The organism is Acinetobacter sp. AOR01_HL (assembly GCF_027855455.1).
GTDB classification, from domain to species: domain Bacteria; phylum Pseudomonadota; class Gammaproteobacteria; order Pseudomonadales; family Moraxellaceae; genus Acinetobacter; species Acinetobacter baumannii.
In genome coordinates, this window is record NZ_JAKTIM010000018.1 from 16,192 (window position 1) to 31,916 (window position 15,725).

Genomic DNA, 15,725 nt, shown 5'->3' on the forward strand with positions numbered 1-15,725 from the left:
ACTGGTAATTCGGCGATATTTTCGGCTTCATAGAGGTGAATCTGGTAGAATATCGCCTTTTGTTTTGCTCTGAACTTATTCATGAATGCTGTCGTTATTGCGATTGCAGTGATGTTCTTATTATCACTGGCGCGCGTTTCTGTCGTACTGACTTTAGTGGTTTCTGCCATTGTGGGCGGCCTCGTAGCGGGTTTAAGCCTTTCTCAAACTGTTGAAGCCTTTAACGCTGGTCTTGGTGATGGTGCTGAAGTTGCACTTGCCTATGCAGTGTTAGGGGCATTTGCTCTGGCACTTTCAAAATCTGGATTACCTGATTTACTTGCCCATAAACTGATTGGTTTATTGGGAATGGAAGCGGGGAAAAGCCGAGAAACTAAAGTGAAATATTTACTCTTAGGTATTTTACTGATCGCAGCTATTTTCTCTCAAAACCTTATTCCAGTTCATATTGCTTTTATTCCAGTATTGGTTCCGCCTCTATTACGAGTCATGAACCATTTAAAACTAGACCGCCGCGCCGCAGCCTGTGTACTTACGCTAGGCTTAGTTGGGACATATATTTTCTTACCTGTTGGCTTTGGTGCGATTTTCCTTGAACAGATTTTGATGGGAAATATCAACAAGATTGGTGCTGCTTATGGCTTACATGTAGAACGTGGCATGATGCCTATTGGTATGGCAATTCCAGTTTTGGGAATGGTTCTAGGCACCTTGGTTGCGGTATTTATCAGTTACCGTAAGCCACGAATTTATGCTGACCGTTCGATAAGCCCTGTAACTACAATTGATTTAGATAAACCTCTTCGTGCAACTGCACAAGATGAAACAGCAGACTTAAAAGCAGACGCAGAAGAACTTAAACATGAGGCAGAGCAAGGCCCTGTTATTGCTAAAAAAACAATTTTTATGGCTTTACTGGCTATTGGACTCACTTTAGTTGCGCAGCTTTATTCCGGCTCAATGATCTTGGGTGGTTTAGTGGGCTTTGCAGTGCTTTCTACGGCAGGCATTTTTAAATGGCAAGATGCAGATGATGTCTTTGTACAAGGCATGAGAATGATGGCTCTAGTCGGTTTTATTATGATCTCTGCTGCTGGTTTTGCTTCAGTTATGACTCATACCGGAGATATTAACCAGTTGGTTAAAGGTGTGGTAGAAATCATTGGTGATAACCGTGCGCTTGCTGCATTTTTAATGCTTTGTATTGGCCTATTTGTCACGATTGGTATAGGTTCATCTTTCTCAAGTGTTCCTGTATTAGCTGTTATTTATGTACCTTTATGTGTCCAGTTCGGTTTCTCACCGTTAGCGACAATTGCACTTATCGGGACAGCTGCTGCTTTAGGTGATGCTGGATCTCCGGCTTCTGATTCTACCTTAGGACCAACAGCAGGTTTAGGTGTAGATGGGCAACATGACCATATTTGGGATACTGTGATACCAACATTTATTCACTTTAATATTCCGCTATTAATTTTTGGTTGGATTGCAGCCATGGTTTTATAATTTTTATAAAATATTAAATAAAGACCTCCTTAGTTTTTATCTAGAGATAATGATTAAGGAGTTTTTTTTGTGGTATAAACAAAACATGTATTTAGAATAAACTATATTAAAATACTCGGGATTTAAAGCTTATTAAAAAGGTTGGTTATATAAAATAATTCTGATTAATTAGGTTGGAATAAAAAACCAATTAAAATGGTCGGTTAATATATAATTTTATTTAAAACAGTTATTTAAAAATAAATATAAAAATAATTTTATAATGGGTGTTGCATCAATTTAAAATAAATGTTTATTATAAATATAAATAAGGTTGGAGATATTAAAGTGTTCAAAAAAGCATTAGTTATTGCATTAATGGGGGTGTCTTCATTTACTTTTGCTGGTAATTGGCAAGTAAAATTTGGGGGTAGTGTTATTGCTCCATCGGAAGATACAACAACACCTTTAGGTGTAGTAAAGGCTGATCATGAATATGCATTTACTCCATCAGTAGAATACTTTTTTGGTCAATCTCCATTTTCGGCAGAATTATTATTAGCAACACCTATTAATCACGATGTATTGCTCAATGGCGAAAAAAAAGCGCGTATTAAACAATTACCACCAACAATTACAGCAAAATATCATTTTAAAAACTCGACTCGTTTTACACCGTATATTGGTATCGGGGCAACAGCATTTATTCCTTGGGATGAACAAGGCGTAGCTGTAAAAGTAAAAGAAGATTTTGGTGTCGCTGGCCAAGTTGGTTTTAATTTCCAACCTGCTGATGCTAAAAATTGGGGAGTATTTGTAGATGTTCGTTATGCAGATATTAGTCCAGAGGTAACAATTGATCCTTCAGTAGCTAATTATAAGTTTGATTTAGATATCAACCCGTTTGTTTACACTTTAGGTTATAGCTATAAATTCTAAGCATAATAATAAATAGAAAGAATATAATAATAAACCTAGATTCAGGCACCTCACATAGCTTTTTATGTGAGGTTTTTTATTTCATGGTTCTCACTAAAAAACGCATAAAATAGACAGTTTTATACATATTTTACCGCTCTTTATTTCTAAACTATTTTTTATACATTTTTAAAGGAATAACATGATGAATAGAAAATTTGCCATGGGGCTAGCACTTTTTAGTGGTTTAGCTTTTACGCATAGTTTGCAAGCTGCTAGTTTCTCTTGCAATGCTGCAAAGACAAAGACTGAACTCAGTATTTGTAAAAATCGTTCTTTAAATGATGCTGATGTAAAAATGGCAACAACGTATCAAATTGTCCTGCATGCTTTACCTATGGGTGGACGTGATAGTCAGAAAGATGCTCAATATCAATGGCTGAAAAAGCGAAATGCTTGTGCGGCTAGCGTAAGTTGTATCAGCAAAGCTTATCAACAACGCCAAAAACAGTTAGACACGATATTGCAAGATAGAGTGTTAAGCCACGGTCCGTTTTAATTAGAGTAAAAATTTTTAATATTCAGGATTGAAAAATTCTAGAAGTACTCCATTCATAAAGCATTCGAGAACAAACAGACTTCAAAATTTAAGGAGTGATTTATGAGTGAACAAGCATCACAAAATTATAGTTTCCAAGCGGAAGTAGCACGGCTTTTACATTTAGTGACGCATTCTCTCTATTCAAACCCTGAAATTTTCTTACGTGAACTTATCTCTAATGCATCAGATGCATGTGATAAATTGCGTTTCGAAGGAATTAATCATCCTGAATATTATGAAAATGACCCTAATTTACATGTACGAATCAGCTTAAATAAAGAAGATAAAACTTTAACGATTTCTGATAATGGTATTGGTTTAAGCCAACAAGAAGCTATTGATAACTTGGGTACAATTGCAAAATCAGGTACTAAAGATTTCATGTCAAAATTGACGGGTGACCAGAAAGCGGATGCTCAGTTAATTGGTCAGTTTGGTGTTGGTTTCTACTCAGGTTTTATTGTTGCCGATAAAATTACGGTTGAATCACGCCGCGCAGGTCTAGATGCTTCTGAAGGGGTGCGTTGGATCAGTGGTGGTACAGGTGAGTTTGAAGTTCAGCAAATTGATAAAGCTTCACGCGGTACTGACATTATTCTTCACTTGCGTGATGACGCGCTTGATTATTTAGAGTCTTATAAAGTTAAGCAAATCGTTAATAAATATTCTGACCACATTAGCTTGCCAATTGAAATGCAAAAAGAAGTTTGGCAAGAAGAGGAAGCTGCTGAAGGTGAGGAGCCTAAAGGCGGCCAAATGGTCAAAACAGATGAGTGGGAAGCAATTAACTCGGCAAGTGCCCTATGGACACGTAACAAGAGTGAAGTGACTGAAGAGCAATATGTTGAGTTCTATAAAAACTTAACTCACGATTTTGAAGCTCCGCTTGCATGGGCACATAACCGTGTAGAAGGTAGTACGGAATATACCCAGTTACTTTATATTCCAAGTAAAGCACCTCATGACATTTTTACACGTGAAGCAAAAGCAGGAATTAAGCTGTATGTAAAACGCGTATTTATTATGGATGATGCGGACAATCTAATTCCAAACTATTTACGCTTTGTACAAGGTGTTGTGGACAGCGCTGATTTACCGCTTAATGTCAGCCGTGAGTTGTTGCAAGAAAGCCGTGATGTTAAGACAATCCGTGAAGGTAACGCACGCCGTGTACTCACTTTGCTTGATGGCTTAGCTAAATCTGAAGATGAAAAAGACCAAGAAAAATTCAAAACGTTCTACACTGAGTTTGGCTCAGTTCTTAAAGAAGGTTTGGGTGAAGACTTCGGTAACCGCGAACGTATTTTAAAATTATTACGTTATGCAACTTCAACAAATGATGAAGTAACAACTTCTTTTGCGGACTATAAGGCACGCATGAAAGAAGGCCAAAAAGCTATCTATTATGTGACTGCTGAAAGTTTAGCTGCTGCTAAGAACTCTCCACAGTTGGAGTTGTTTAAGAAAAAAGGCATTGAAGTATTATTAATGGCAGAGCGTGTTGACGAGTGGGCAATGAACTTTGTTCACGAGTTTGACGGTACACCATTGAAGAATGTATCTAAAGGTGCAGTTGATTTAGGTGACTTGCAAGATGCTGAAGAGAAAAAGGCACTTGAGCAAGCGGCTGAACAGTTTAAACCTGTTGTTGAGAAATTAAGTGACTCATTGAAGGCTAAAACCAAAGAAGTCCGTGTAACGACTCGTTTGGTAGATTCTCCGGCATGTTTAGTGACTAGTGAAGGGGAATTGTCTCCTCAACTTATTCGTATGCTCAAACAAGCAGGGCAAGCCGTACCTGAAATCAAGCCAATTTTAGAAATTAACCCTGAGCATCCTTTAGTGAAAAAACTTGAAGGTTCAGAACAATTTGATGATTTGGCGAATGTGATTTTTGATCAGGCGGTGATTGCAGAAGGTGGATTACCGGAAGATCCGGCAGCTTATGTGAAGCGTATTAATAACTTATTGCTAAAATAATTTTGCAATAGAAAAAGCCTCTGAATTATCAGGGGCTTTTTTGTGGATAAAGAAAGAGTTATCCACAATTTGATGGTTTTTGTCTAAAAATTAGCTTCCAGATTCATTTGGACACTGAGCTGATGCTTGGGATCATCATCAAGATGGTTAAAGAAATTAAGATCATTTTGCATAAAAATCCAATCTCTCCATATCGGTTGACGCCATGAGATATAAGGTCCCCAACTATTTAGGCGGATATCGTTATTGGCATATACACCACCGCTATAAATACCGTAAGTCAGACGATTATCTTTTACAAATTCAAATTGTTGGAAAGTCCAATTCCCCCAGTTGTAATCTTCCTTTCCACTCTTATTCACATTAAATGTATTGGAAAATAATGTGTTATCTTGCATTTTCTGCGTTAAGTTCAGCGTCGTTTCAGTGTAATTCCGGCTAGTCGAACCATATCGGAAAATTTGCTCAGTATCTAGACTAATGTTATGTCGTAAATTCCATTTTTTCTTGGCAAGAAATTGTACATAAACATCACTTTCCGAGTTTGAGCCTAGATCAAGATCATTTTCAAACGGCATCCAGGTTGAAATGGTATTCCAACTTGCTGTGAGCGGATTATTTTCTGAAATATGAAGAGTTGAAGCTTTCTTCTTGATCTTGCCAAAGGTTTTATAAGGATGTTTGCGTTGGGCTGCGCGACTCCACAACGTATCATTTCCAAATACAGCCATCAGGTCCTGAATAAGTGCAGTATCTGAACTATGACTTGGTTCTACTTCGCATGGTGAATGTAAAAAAGATACAGACTGACTTTTTGTTTTGAGAGTAACCACAGACGAATACAGGGTTCGCCTTGTAGAGCGTGAGTGTTTCAAAGAAGTGGGCAAAAGCTGTGTATGAGGAATTAAAACCAGCATACCTAAGCTATAAATGCAAAGTAAGGCAGTAGATCTGTATTCAAATGAAAAAGAAGAGAATTGATTCATTTTTCTGAAGATCAGGAATCAAAAATTAGCTCGTTATTGTAAGAAGAAAAACTTAAATTTTTATTTAAAAGTATTTTATTATTCATCACCTTGAATGGGGAACCCAAGGTGATTTTTAAGCTTAGAAAAGGGCTTCTAATCGTAAGAATGTGCTCACATAATGGTTGCGATCTTCACGATGGTCATTAAAGTAATTGAGGTCGCCTTGTACAAAGAACCATTCACGTAAAACAGGCTGACGCCATGATACAAATGGTCCCCAACTGTTTAAACGTAAATCGTTGTCATTGTAGTAGCCACCTGTATAAATGCCATAGTTAAAACGGTTATTTGCAAAGAAGCTATGTTCTCGGAAAAGACGGTTTTCCCATGTTAAATCATCGTCTTGATCATCGGCATAAGTTAAGCTGAACTGGTTTGATAAGATCGGCTGATTTGGACGAGCATGAGTGAGTTCAAGATTAGTACGTAAGTAGTTTTCACTATCTATGCCATAACGATAAATTTGTTCTGCATAAAATTTAAAATCATTACGGAGTTGCCAGTCTCTTGATGCCTTTAAACGGACATAAATATCATCGCCAGAACGGATACCTAAGTCAGCGTCTGTTTCAAAAGGTAGCTTTTTCGAGAAATTTGACCAACGTAATGCGATTGAGCTGTTGTCATCTCGAGTTCGTTTACCATCTAACTTTTTATTTGGATCTTGATTTGGGTTTTGATTGATATTGGCTGGGCTATTATTAAATTCGTCATCTAAAGAGTCATCACCAAATACCACACTTAAACGCTTCTCTAGAGTAGGTAATTTAATCTTACCGCGAATTCTGGGCTTGATTTCATAATTATCATATTCATTCCAATAGTTATCGATCATAACCCGAATGGTGGCTGACGCGGGTTTTTGTGGGTCAACTTCACCAAACCAGTTATCAATTTTTCCAGATGTACGATCGGCCCAATTACGGATTTTCTTTTGTTTACGGTCAAACCAAGTCTGATCTTCGGTTTGCTCGGTTGGTGGAACAATCGGTTCGTTGGACTGCTCGGGGAAAATCGTTGGGGTTGCATCAATCCATCTTGGAATTTGGTCTAAAAGATTTTCATCTTTATTTTCTTCGGCTTGTGCTCCAGATGACAAACCGTTTACTTCTTGGGTTGAGGAAGAATTTACTTCTGCATGAGCCATACATACTGAACCAAATCCTAAGGTCAAAAGGGCAAAAAGCTGCCGATATGTAATGATGTGAAATGTTTTCATATCTATCTTTATGTTTTGTTGTTATTGTCACTTTTGTAGATTTTTCTAATAAAATCAAGAGGACGACACAAAACTTAAGTAAATTTAACTTTTCTTACATATTTGAAATTAATTAAAAAGTTTAAGCTATTAGCGATAATTTTTAAGCAAAAAAAATCCCCCAAACTAGGGGGAGTTTTTGATCAAGGAAACTTCAAATTCCGATCATTAAACACATAAAAAACAGAACATTACAGCGCGAATATTCTAAGCCGCAATCATAAACCGATTTTAAACAATTGAATAGTTCTTTTTTTAGAACGCTCTATTGCTAAAATGGTGATAAAACATACGACTCGTTCACACTTTATCGTTAAGCCTATTTATTTTGTGGAATATCGCATGTTTCATCATTACAAACAGCTGCGTCATCTTGCTCAATATTTTCAGCATTTGCCTTGAGCTGTGCTTGTTCTAGTACTTGTAAAAACACTTCACGAGGTTGTGCTCCTGCAAGTGCGATTCTTTGGTCAAATACAAAGAAAGGTACGCCAGTTACATTGAGCTGCTCATGTGCAATTTTTTCATCATGACGAACAAAGTCAGCCAACTCATTTGTATCGAGTACATACTCAACTTCGGCATTATCAAGGCCAATACGAGAAGCAATTTCTTCTACAACTTCGCGTTCGCCAATAGCTAAACCTTCAGTCATATAAGCATGGAAAAAGGCTTCTTTTGCTTCGTTTCCTAAACCTTTACTTTGTGCAAGGTGGATAATACGGTGTGCATTAAAGCTATTGCCTGAGTTGGCTTTTTGCCATTGGAAGTCAATACCTTCAGAAGCAGCCATGGCCGCAATGTTGCGTTCCATTTCTTCCATCTCTTCATAGGTACGGCCATATTTTTTAGCCAAACGCTCAGTATTTGAAGTGTCATGTTTTGCGGGAGCATCAGGATCTAGTTCGAAACTATGCCAGTGAATATCAAGCTCGATACCTGCCTCGGCAGCGACATGTTCAAGGCGTTTTTTGCCGATATAGCAGAAAGGGCATACTACATCAGACCAGACATCAACACGCATGGGAGAATCTCATAAATATAATTTACCCATCATAATAGGGATGATGTACATGGATTTAAAGCATTGAATGGAGAATAGAGTGTTGCGTATTGTGAAATAAATGGCATATAAAGAGCTATAAGCTCTATTTTATAACTATAAAGAGCAAAACTATAAGAATGGAAATAGGAGGTGTTTATGCGCCGAGTTTTGATTGCAATTGCAAGTCTGGTTGTTATTACGAGTATTGTTTTTTTTACCTATCAACATATAAAACAGCAGCAAGCCAAAGATAGCAGTCAAATGTTTGATGTGGTAATGACTGAAAAAATGAATCAGCTTTATGATCAGGCCCAAGACTGGACTAAACCTGTACAACTTGATATTCACGATAAACGGCTGGCAGGACACTACAAACAAGTCTCAGAGTTTCTTTTGAGTTATTGGGTCCAAAATGTAAATGCACGTAATGAATATTTAAGAGAATTAAAAGCGGCGAAATGGGATACGTTCTTAAATGTTGACCGTTTAGATCATGATAAAAAACAAAAATATGCTGAAACCGAAAAAATGTTAGCCGATGTTCGCAGAGCTTCAGATAAGTATCAATCCGAATATGAAAAAATTCATAAAACCTTCTTGGCAAAAATTCAGGAACTGTCTGTTGATAAAGAGATGAGACAAATCCTCGAAATAAAATTAGGAGCTCAGCAAAAAGCCGATCAGGACCATGCAATTTTTATGATTGAGCTACAAATTTTAGATAAAGCAGAAGAAATGTTTAAGCTTTTAAAAACTTATCCATGGCAAAAGAAAGATCAGATGATACTTTTCCATGAAAATGCTCAGGTCAAAAAGTTTAATACACTGTATCAAGACGTTTTAAAACTTAATGCAAAAATTGAAAAAATTAAGAAAAAGAATGTAGCTGCCTTAGAAGGGGAGTTAAAAGAATAGCTACAGGAGGAGCATCACTTTTTAAATATTGGTGCTCTCAGCTTTTCCTTTTGCCAAGAAAGATTGTAATAAACTTTGAGAAGTTTGCAGTTTGTTTAACTGATCGGACACATGCTTAAGTTCTGTTTGCAGTTTTTCTTGAACCATTGGACACAGCGTAAATACCCGTTCATCTAAATCAAAACATGGCAATAAAACATGAATGTCTTTCAGGTTCATACCTGCATCATTTAATATTTTAATTTTCTTAATATTTTCAATATCTTTTTGCGTATAACTTCGATAATTATTGCTGGCTCGATGAGGCTGTATAAGCCCTAAATTTTCATAATACCGCAGCATACGTGGGCTTACTTTTGTGAGCTCGGAAACTTTAGCTAAGTTCATAAAATAGGATTGACCTTAACAGTGGTGTCATAGTTTAGCATGTTTTTATATTTCAAAATGGTACTTGTTCAATGATTAGAAAACTCATTTTATTGGTGATATTCGGATTAATGTCATTTGTTACAAATGCCAAAACCCTTGAATTACAGGAGAAGAACATGCGTCAAATATTTGTGCTTCACGGTTACTCAGCTTCTATTAACGATCATTGGTTTTTGGACTTAAAACATCAAATAGAAGATGAAAATACAACTGTTACTTTAATACCATTTCCAGATTCTGAGCATCCGGACGTCGATGCTTGGCAGAAAGTATTAGATGAGCAGGTTCCTGCAGTTAATGAAAATACTTATTTTGTTGCCCACAGTTTAGGGGTAATTACCTTGCTACACTTTTTACAAAGACATGATTATCAAAATATTGGAGGAATGATTTTAGTATCTGGATTCTCTGGTCCAATTTCAGACTCTTCACCTCTTAGTCCTTATATAACAAAGAGTAAAGTCGACACCAACTATTTCCGTGACATAAAGAAAAAGCTGGTTTATTTGTCTGATAATGATGATTTGGTTCCACCACAACTAACGATACAATTGGCTAAGGATATTGATGCGCCTTATATTACCGTTCCTAATGGTGGGCACTTTTTAGGTCGGGAAGGTTATACGGAATTTCCGCAATTAGTCGATTCTTTAAAAGAAATGTTAGAAAATTGATAAAAATCCCCGCATTGAGCGGGGATTTTTTATCTTTACTGAAATTTGTAATTTTTATTCCTAATCTATTAAGGCTGGTAAATGATACCCATGACTTTCGCAGGTAAAGCAATAATATCGAAAGTTAAGGTAAACGGAAGCAGTGGTAAACTTGCTAGCTTCTCCTTAGTTGATAAGGGTACTTTTCCGCTTTTATCATGAAGATATTGGATTCTAACGTGATATGGCTTGGATAAAGGGGTTATTTTTTTAAGATTGTTTACAGGAGGATAAACAGTTCCTCTAAGATTTAACTCAAATTTATGTAGTTCTAATGTCTTTTCATAGTCACATGGAATTACACCATATTGTTTGAATAAAGCTGATTCTTTCTCGTTCAATTTCCCATTAGGTGGGGTGTAAGAAAATCTAATATGTCCGTAAAAATGGTTACTATTCGAAGCTGGAGCATTAAAATCTAGCTCATTACTTATTTGAATATATTGTGGATTTAATTGACTAATTAATTGAATGAAATCGTTACCGCCTTTACTAATGACATAACTATATTTTTTCCCTGCGATAACAATACTGTCCTCTGGTTCATTTGGGAGAGATACTGATGGTTTACCGAATGCAATTACATCATCTTCTGTTAAAGTGATCCATTCATAGCCTGAGTCGTATTTTGTAAATAGCTCTCGCGTGTTTTCACCAATAATTCGATTACTCACACAACCAGTGAGAAAGAAACTGGCTAGTAAGCAGCTCATAAGAATATTCTGATTTAATATTTTAAAGTTCATTATTTCTGTCGAATTCAATAGATTTATAAAAAGCTGACTATAAACAAAAAATCGTAATATTTAAATCTGGCAATATAATATGACTTAGCCATATTCAGATTAATTTCTAAAATCTTTTATGAATTTCTTTTTAATAAGTTTAAAAATCTAACGTTATTTACCGTTTATCTGAGCATTACTGAATCAAAAATGACTTTGTTGTAGCCTATTTATAGAACATTTTATTTAGTCATCATTTTGAGTTCGCGTAGGGTGACTGATTTTGGGAGCAAGTTATGAACTTTCTAAAACAATCAGCCTTCATTGCTGTATTTGCTTTTATGGGTTTACCAACTGTTCAAGCAGAAGAAGTGGCTACTTTACCTACAATTCGCGTTATGGCCGAATCTGAGCTACGTGAAGAAGTAGGCTTTGTCCCATTTCAAGAAGATAAAAAAGTGCGTCAGGCTCTACAACATCGTGAGTATAAAACTCATAACGATATACAGAATGCTTTAGTCCCTGAAGGTATGACGACAGTAGACTATCAACCTGTCATGGCACAGCCAGACTTGTCTCAGCTTTCTCCATTTTTACGAGAATATATTCTAGCTGTAGCGGGAGGAATCCAATCTTCTGACCCAACCAATGGTCTTTTTGAAATGTTAAAGCCGCTGAACATTAACCGAAGTAATGTCGATGCTTATCGTGAAGGTACGATGAAAGTAAATTTAGATGATATTTTGAGATTACAGCAACAAATCCAAGATGGTTTAAAAGGTCGATAAAAAAATCCCCGCATTGAGCGGGGATTTTTTTATCTTGGTGTTAATTAAACACGTTCGATCACTGTTGCGATACCTTGACCAAGGCCGATACACATCGTTGCAAGACCGATTTGAGTATCTTGTTGTTCCATTACGTTTAACAACGTAGTGGTGATACGAGCACCTGAACAACCTAGTGGGTGACCAAGAGCGATTGCACCACCATTTAAGTTCACGATGTCTTGTTTGTCATACAGACCTAAGCCTTTAAGAACAGACAAGCCTTGTGCAGCAAATGCTTCATTTAACTCAACAGTCTGGATATCAGCAATTGATAAGCCAGCACGTTTAAGCGCTTTTTGAGTTGCTGGAACTGGACCATAACCCATGATTGCTGCATCACAACCAGCAACCGCCATAGAGCGGATCACGGCACGTGGTTTTAAACCTAATGCTTGTGCACGTTCAGCAGACATAAGCAACATTGCAGAAGCGCCATCAGAAAGAGCAGAAGATGTTGCTGCTGTTACTGAACCACCTTTAGGGTCAAATACAGGTTTTAATGCTTTGAACGCTTCAAGGTTTGCATCTGGACGAATCACTTCATCGATGTCGCAAAGGATTTTAAAGCCATTTGCATCGTGGCCTTCAACACCAATGATTTCATTTTTGAAACGGCCTTCTTGAGTTGCAGCCCAAGCACGACGGTGAGATTCAACACCGAACGCATCTTGTTCTTCACGGGTAATGCCGTTCATGCGACCTAACATTTCAGCAGTTAAGCCCATCATGTTAGATGCTTTAGCGTAGTGTTTAGATGCTTCAGGGTTAAGGTCGATGCCGTGCATCATGCCTACGTGACCCATGTGCTCTACACCACCAATAATGAAGATATCACCTTGGTTTGTTGCAATTTGTGCAGCCGCAGTGTGGATCGCTTGCATAGAAGAGCCACAAAGACGGTTAACTGTTTGACCAGCCACAGTTTTAGGCAAGCCAGCCAATAAACCGATGTTACGGCCAATGTTCATACCTTGTTCTAGGGTCTGGTTTACACAGCCCCAAATCAGGTCTTCAACTTCATTTACATCAAACTGGTTACGGGCAACGAGCGCACGTACAAGTTCAGCAGATAGACTGTCGGCACGTACATTACGGAACATACCGTTTTTAGATTTGCCCATGGCAGAACGAACGCCATCAACAATCACAACGTCACGTGGATTTAAAGTAGCCATTCACGTCGCTCCTTAACCGTAGAATTTTTTGTTGTTAGCAGCCATGTCGCGCAACATTTGTGGCGCTTCATAAGCCTTACCTAAGTGCGCATATTTGTCGCAAAGTGCAACGTATTCAGCAACACCTGTTTGGTCGATGTAACGGCATGGACCACCACGGAATGGAGGGAAACCAATACCCATAATCATTGCCATGTCTGCCTCAGACGCAGTCGCTACAATGTTGTCTTCTAAGCAACGAACAGTTTCATTGCAAAGAGCAAGCATCATACGGTCAATAATTTCTTGGTTATCAAATTCGCGTTTTTCGCCCGTTACGAATGGAGCAATTACTTCATACGCTGTTGGATCAACAGTTTTTGCTTTCTTGCCTTTCTTATCGAGTTCGTATTTGTAGAAACCTACATCATTCTTTTGACCAAGACGCTTCGCTTCGTACATTGCTTCGATCGCGCCTTTGTAGTCTGGCTTCATACGGTCAGGGAAACCTTCAGCCATCACTTCAGCACCATGTACACCTGTATCGATACCTACAACATCGATCAGATAAGCAGGTCCCATTGGCCAACCGAACTTAGACATTACATTGTCGATTTGTTGGAAATCTGCGCCGTCTTTTACAAGAAGGTCAAATGCACCGAAGTAAGGGAACAATACACGGTTAACCAAGAATCCTGGGCAGTCATTTACAACGATTGGTGTTTTACCCATTTTTTGAGCAAGAACGACCGTAGTTGCAATTGCTTCTTCAGAAGTTTTCTCACCACGAATAACTTCAACAAGTGGCATCATGTGAACCGGGTTGAAGAAGTGCATACCAACGAAGTTTTCAGGACGTTGTAATGCTTTTGCTAAACGTGTAATTGAAATGGTAGAGGTGTTAGAAGCAATGATCGTGTTTTCACGAACATTTTTCTCAGTTTCAGCAAGTACGATTTCTTTTACTTTTGGATTTTCAGTTACTGCTTCGATCACGATGTCAACTTCTTTAAACTCTTCGTAGCTTAAAGTAGGACGGATGCGAGCAAGTGTTTCACCCATTTGCGCAGGTTTCATTTTCTTGCGTTCAACTTGCTTGGTTAACAAGTTGTTTGCTTCTTTCATACCTAATGCAAGCTGTGGGTTACCAATATCCTTCATGATGATTGGAGTGCCTTTGCTTGCCGCTTGGTAAGCAATACCACCACCCATGATACCCGCGCCAAGTACAGCAGCTTGGTTTACAGGATGAGCACCCTTTTCATGTTGCTTAGATGCTTTTTTAACAACTTGGTCATTAATGAATAAACCAATTAATGCTTCAGCTTGAGGAGTTACGGCTGCTTTGGCAAAGCCTTCAGCCTCAGCTTTTAACGCTTCATCACGTGCAAGGCTTGCACCAGCTTGTAATGAATCAAGTAATAATTTTGGAGCAGGGTATTGAGCAGGATTTGCTTTAGCAAGTACCGCACCTTTTGCTGTGTTGAACGCCATCATTTGTTCAAGTGGGTTTAATTTTACAGCTTCAAGTTTTTCTTGGCGTTTTGCTTTCCAGTTTAAACGACCAGAAATCGCTTGTTTAACCAGATCAGTAGCAGCGTCAAGTAATTTGTCCGCAGCAACCACAGCATCTACAGCGCCATCTTTAAGTGCAGCAGCCGGTTTCTTTGGAGTAGCCATTGCCATCCATTCAACTGCATTATCAATACCAATGAGACGGCTTAAACGAACACTACCACCGAAACCAGGGTAAATACCGAGTTTGATTTCTGGTAAACCGACTTGTGCAGCTTCTGACATCACGCGATAGTCACAAACTAAACACATTTCAAAACCACCACCCAAAGCCATGCCGTTAATAGCAGCAACTTTTGGAAGGTCTAAATCTTCAAAGCTATTGAAGATTTCGTGAACAGGCATAAGCCAGTCAACAATCGCTTTTTCGCCTTGTGCAAAGTTTTGACCAAATTCGGTAATATCTGCACCAACAATGAATGTAGATTTGCCCGAGGTAACAACTAAGCCTTTAATATCGTTATTAGCTTTTACAGCCGCGATAGCAGCTTTGAAATCTTCAATTGTTGCACGGTTGAATTTATTGACCGACTCACCTTGTAAGTCAAAGCGGAATTCTGCAATTCCGTCCGCAAGCATTTGGACGGTAATGGCATTGCCAGCGTGGATCATGCCTGATCTCCTTAGTTTTGGAGGATTTCTAAGTTGATGTTATGAAGCGTGTGTACAGCTCCGGTACACATTTATGCTTCGCTAATCTTACGATAACTATATCTAAAAAGAACCCGACAAGTTGTATCAAGCCGTGACGCAAGGGTCATCTTATTTTTAATTGAATTCATACCAATTAAATGCATAAAGAAAATCATAGAGATAGCTGCTGAGTAAAGGCTTTTGTTTTAATTTAAGTTTTTATTTATAAAAAGTATAAATCTTTAATTTTTTATATAAAAAATGAGAATTTTATCCTATTCACTTCTTGTCAAAAAGGTCAATTGTTCTGGGGTAATGTCTAAAAAAGTCGACTACAAAGACACAATTTTCTAATGAATGATCACCATAACAAATTAAGCACTTTTTTTATATTAAGGCCCCTTAATTTTCCAAAATACACTGTTTAATTTTTTAC

At 37.8% G+C, this 15,725-nt stretch carries 14 protein-coding genes; 7 read left to right on the plus strand and 7 right to left on the minus strand.

Features of this window, described 5'->3' with window-relative positions; translation table 11 throughout:
• Positions 1–81: 81 nt before the first annotated feature.
• The 4 genes from MKL62_RS04675 to htpG all read left to right on the plus strand — a co-directional run bounded on the left by MKL62_RS04675 (position 82) and on the right by htpG (position 4,984).
• Complete coding sequence (locus MKL62_RS04675; RefSeq protein WP_000994938.1) at positions 82–1,506, plus strand: Na+/H+ antiporter family protein; 1,425 nt, start codon at positions 82–84, stop codon at positions 1,504–1,506.
• A gap of 327 nt (positions 1,507–1,833) precedes the next feature.
• Positions 1,834–2,424 carry an OmpW/AlkL family protein gene (locus MKL62_RS04680; protein ID WP_000472952.1) on the plus strand — a complete coding sequence of 197 codons (591 nt, stop codon included), beginning with the start codon at positions 1,834–1,836 and terminating at the stop codon, positions 2,422–2,424.
• Positions 2,425–2,608: 184 nt separating this feature from the next.
• Positions 2,609–2,962 (plus strand): lysozyme inhibitor LprI family protein, encoded by a 354-nt coding sequence (locus tag MKL62_RS04685; RefSeq protein ID WP_031999767.1) that lies wholly within the window; start codon positions 2,609–2,611, stop codon positions 2,960–2,962.
• Between the two features lie 102 nt (positions 2,963–3,064).
• Complete coding sequence (gene htpG, locus MKL62_RS04690) at positions 3,065–4,984, plus strand: molecular chaperone HtpG (protein ID WP_030423663.1); 1,920 nt, start codon at positions 3,065–3,067, stop codon at positions 4,982–4,984.
• 83 nt (positions 4,985–5,067) lie between these two features.
• On the opposite strand, the gene MKL62_RS04695 is transcribed toward htpG, so the two are convergent.
• The 3 genes from MKL62_RS04695 to MKL62_RS04705 form a co-directional block, all read right to left on the minus strand.
• Complete coding sequence (locus MKL62_RS04695; RefSeq protein ID WP_030423662.1) at positions 5,068–5,970, minus strand: hypothetical protein; 903 nt, start codon at positions 5,968–5,970, stop codon at positions 5,068–5,070.
• Positions 5,971–6,091: 121 nt separating this feature from the next.
• Positions 6,092–7,231 (minus strand): hypothetical protein, encoded by a 1,140-nt coding sequence (locus tag MKL62_RS04700; protein ID WP_005129855.1) that lies wholly within the window; start codon positions 7,229–7,231, stop codon positions 6,092–6,094.
• Positions 7,232–7,589: 358 nt separating this feature from the next.
• Positions 7,590–8,294 (minus strand): DsbA family oxidoreductase, encoded by a 705-nt coding sequence (locus MKL62_RS04705; protein ID WP_001261850.1) that lies wholly within the window; start codon positions 8,292–8,294, stop codon positions 7,590–7,592.
• A gap of 177 nt (positions 8,295–8,471) precedes the next feature.
• On the opposite strand from MKL62_RS04705, the gene MKL62_RS04710 reads away from it, so the two are divergent.
• Positions 8,472–9,230, plus strand: coding sequence for a hypothetical protein (locus tag MKL62_RS04710; RefSeq protein ID WP_005129854.1), 759 nt, complete (start codon positions 8,472–8,474; stop codon positions 9,228–9,230).
• Positions 9,231–9,251: 21 nt separating this feature from the next.
• On the opposite strand, the gene MKL62_RS04715 is transcribed toward MKL62_RS04710, so the two are convergent.
• Positions 9,252–9,617: a MerR family transcriptional regulator gene (locus MKL62_RS04715; protein WP_005129852.1), complete on the minus strand. Its 366-nt coding sequence runs from the start codon at positions 9,615–9,617 to the stop codon at positions 9,252–9,254.
• A 71-nt stretch (positions 9,618–9,688) separates the two neighbouring features.
• Between MKL62_RS04715 and MKL62_RS04720 the strand changes: the two genes are divergently transcribed.
• A complete protein-coding gene (locus MKL62_RS04720; RefSeq protein ID WP_109850603.1) occupies positions 9,689–10,333 on the plus strand; it encodes an RBBP9/YdeN family alpha/beta hydrolase in 645 nt (214 codons plus the stop codon).
• 68 nt (positions 10,334–10,401) lie between these two features.
• Here MKL62_RS04720 and MKL62_RS04725 read toward each other — a convergent pair whose 3' ends face one another.
• Positions 10,402–11,118, minus strand: a complete 717-nt coding sequence (locus MKL62_RS04725; protein WP_001009587.1) for a YidX family protein — start codon at positions 11,116–11,118, stop codon at positions 10,402–10,404.
• A gap of 275 nt (positions 11,119–11,393) precedes the next feature.
• Here MKL62_RS04725 and MKL62_RS04730 point away from each other — a divergent pair, with 275 nt between their 5' ends.
• Positions 11,394–11,885, plus strand: coding sequence for a hypothetical protein (locus tag MKL62_RS04730; protein ID WP_005129848.1), 492 nt, complete (start codon positions 11,394–11,396; stop codon positions 11,883–11,885).
• Positions 11,886–11,929: 44 nt separating this feature from the next.
• Here MKL62_RS04730 and fadA read toward each other — a convergent pair whose 3' ends face one another.
• Together fadA and fadB are read right to left on the minus strand one after the other, a co-directional pair.
• A complete protein-coding gene (gene fadA / locus MKL62_RS04735) occupies positions 11,930–13,102 on the minus strand; it encodes an acetyl-CoA C-acyltransferase FadA (RefSeq protein WP_000212712.1) in 1,173 nt (390 codons plus the stop codon).
• 12 nt (positions 13,103–13,114) lie between these two features.
• A complete protein-coding gene (fadB, locus tag MKL62_RS04740; protein WP_000580938.1) occupies positions 13,115–15,268 on the minus strand; it encodes a fatty acid oxidation complex subunit alpha FadB in 2,154 nt (717 codons plus the stop codon).
• Positions 15,269–15,725 lie beyond the last annotated feature (457 nt).

What these genes read in the sequence shown, in the direction of transcription:
- MKL62_RS04675 (WP_000994938.1), top strand. Translation starts at nt 82, where the DNA reads ATGAATGCTGTCGTTATTGCGATTGCAGTGATGTTCTTATTATCACTG.
- MKL62_RS04685 (WP_031999767.1), top strand. Translation starts at nt 2,609, where the DNA reads ATGAATAGAAAATTTGCCATGGGGCTAGCACTTTTTAGTGGTTTAGCT.
- htpG (WP_030423663.1), top strand. Translation starts at nt 3,065, where the DNA reads ATGAGTGAACAAGCATCACAAAATTATAGTTTCCAAGCGGAAGTAGCA.
- MKL62_RS04695 (WP_030423662.1), bottom strand. Translation starts at nt 5,970, where the DNA reads ATGAATCAATTCTCTTCTTTTTCATTTGAATACAGATCTACTGCCTTA.
- MKL62_RS04700 (WP_005129855.1), bottom strand. Translation starts at nt 7,231, where the DNA reads ATGAAAACATTTCACATCATTACATATCGGCAGCTTTTTGCCCTTTTG.
- MKL62_RS04705 (WP_001261850.1), bottom strand. Translation starts at nt 8,294, where the DNA reads ATGCGTGTTGATGTCTGGTCTGATGTAGTATGCCCTTTCTGCTATATC.
- MKL62_RS04710 (WP_005129854.1), top strand. Translation starts at nt 8,472, where the DNA reads ATGCGCCGAGTTTTGATTGCAATTGCAAGTCTGGTTGTTATTACGAGT.
- MKL62_RS04715 (WP_005129852.1), bottom strand. Translation starts at nt 9,617, where the DNA reads ATGAACTTAGCTAAAGTTTCCGAGCTCACAAAAGTAAGCCCACGTATG.
- MKL62_RS04720 (WP_109850603.1), top strand. Translation starts at nt 9,689, where the DNA reads ATGATTAGAAAACTCATTTTATTGGTGATATTCGGATTAATGTCATTT.
- MKL62_RS04725 (WP_001009587.1), bottom strand. Translation starts at nt 11,118, where the DNA reads ATGAACTTTAAAATATTAAATCAGAATATTCTTATGAGCTGCTTACTA.
- MKL62_RS04730 (WP_005129848.1), top strand. Translation starts at nt 11,394, where the DNA reads ATGAACTTTCTAAAACAATCAGCCTTCATTGCTGTATTTGCTTTTATG.
- fadA (WP_000212712.1), bottom strand. Translation starts at nt 13,102, where the DNA reads ATGGCTACTTTAAATCCACGTGACGTTGTGATTGTTGATGGCGTTCGT.
- fadB (WP_000580938.1), bottom strand. Translation starts at nt 15,268, where the DNA reads ATGATCCACGCTGGCAATGCCATTACCGTCCAAATGCTTGCGGACGGA.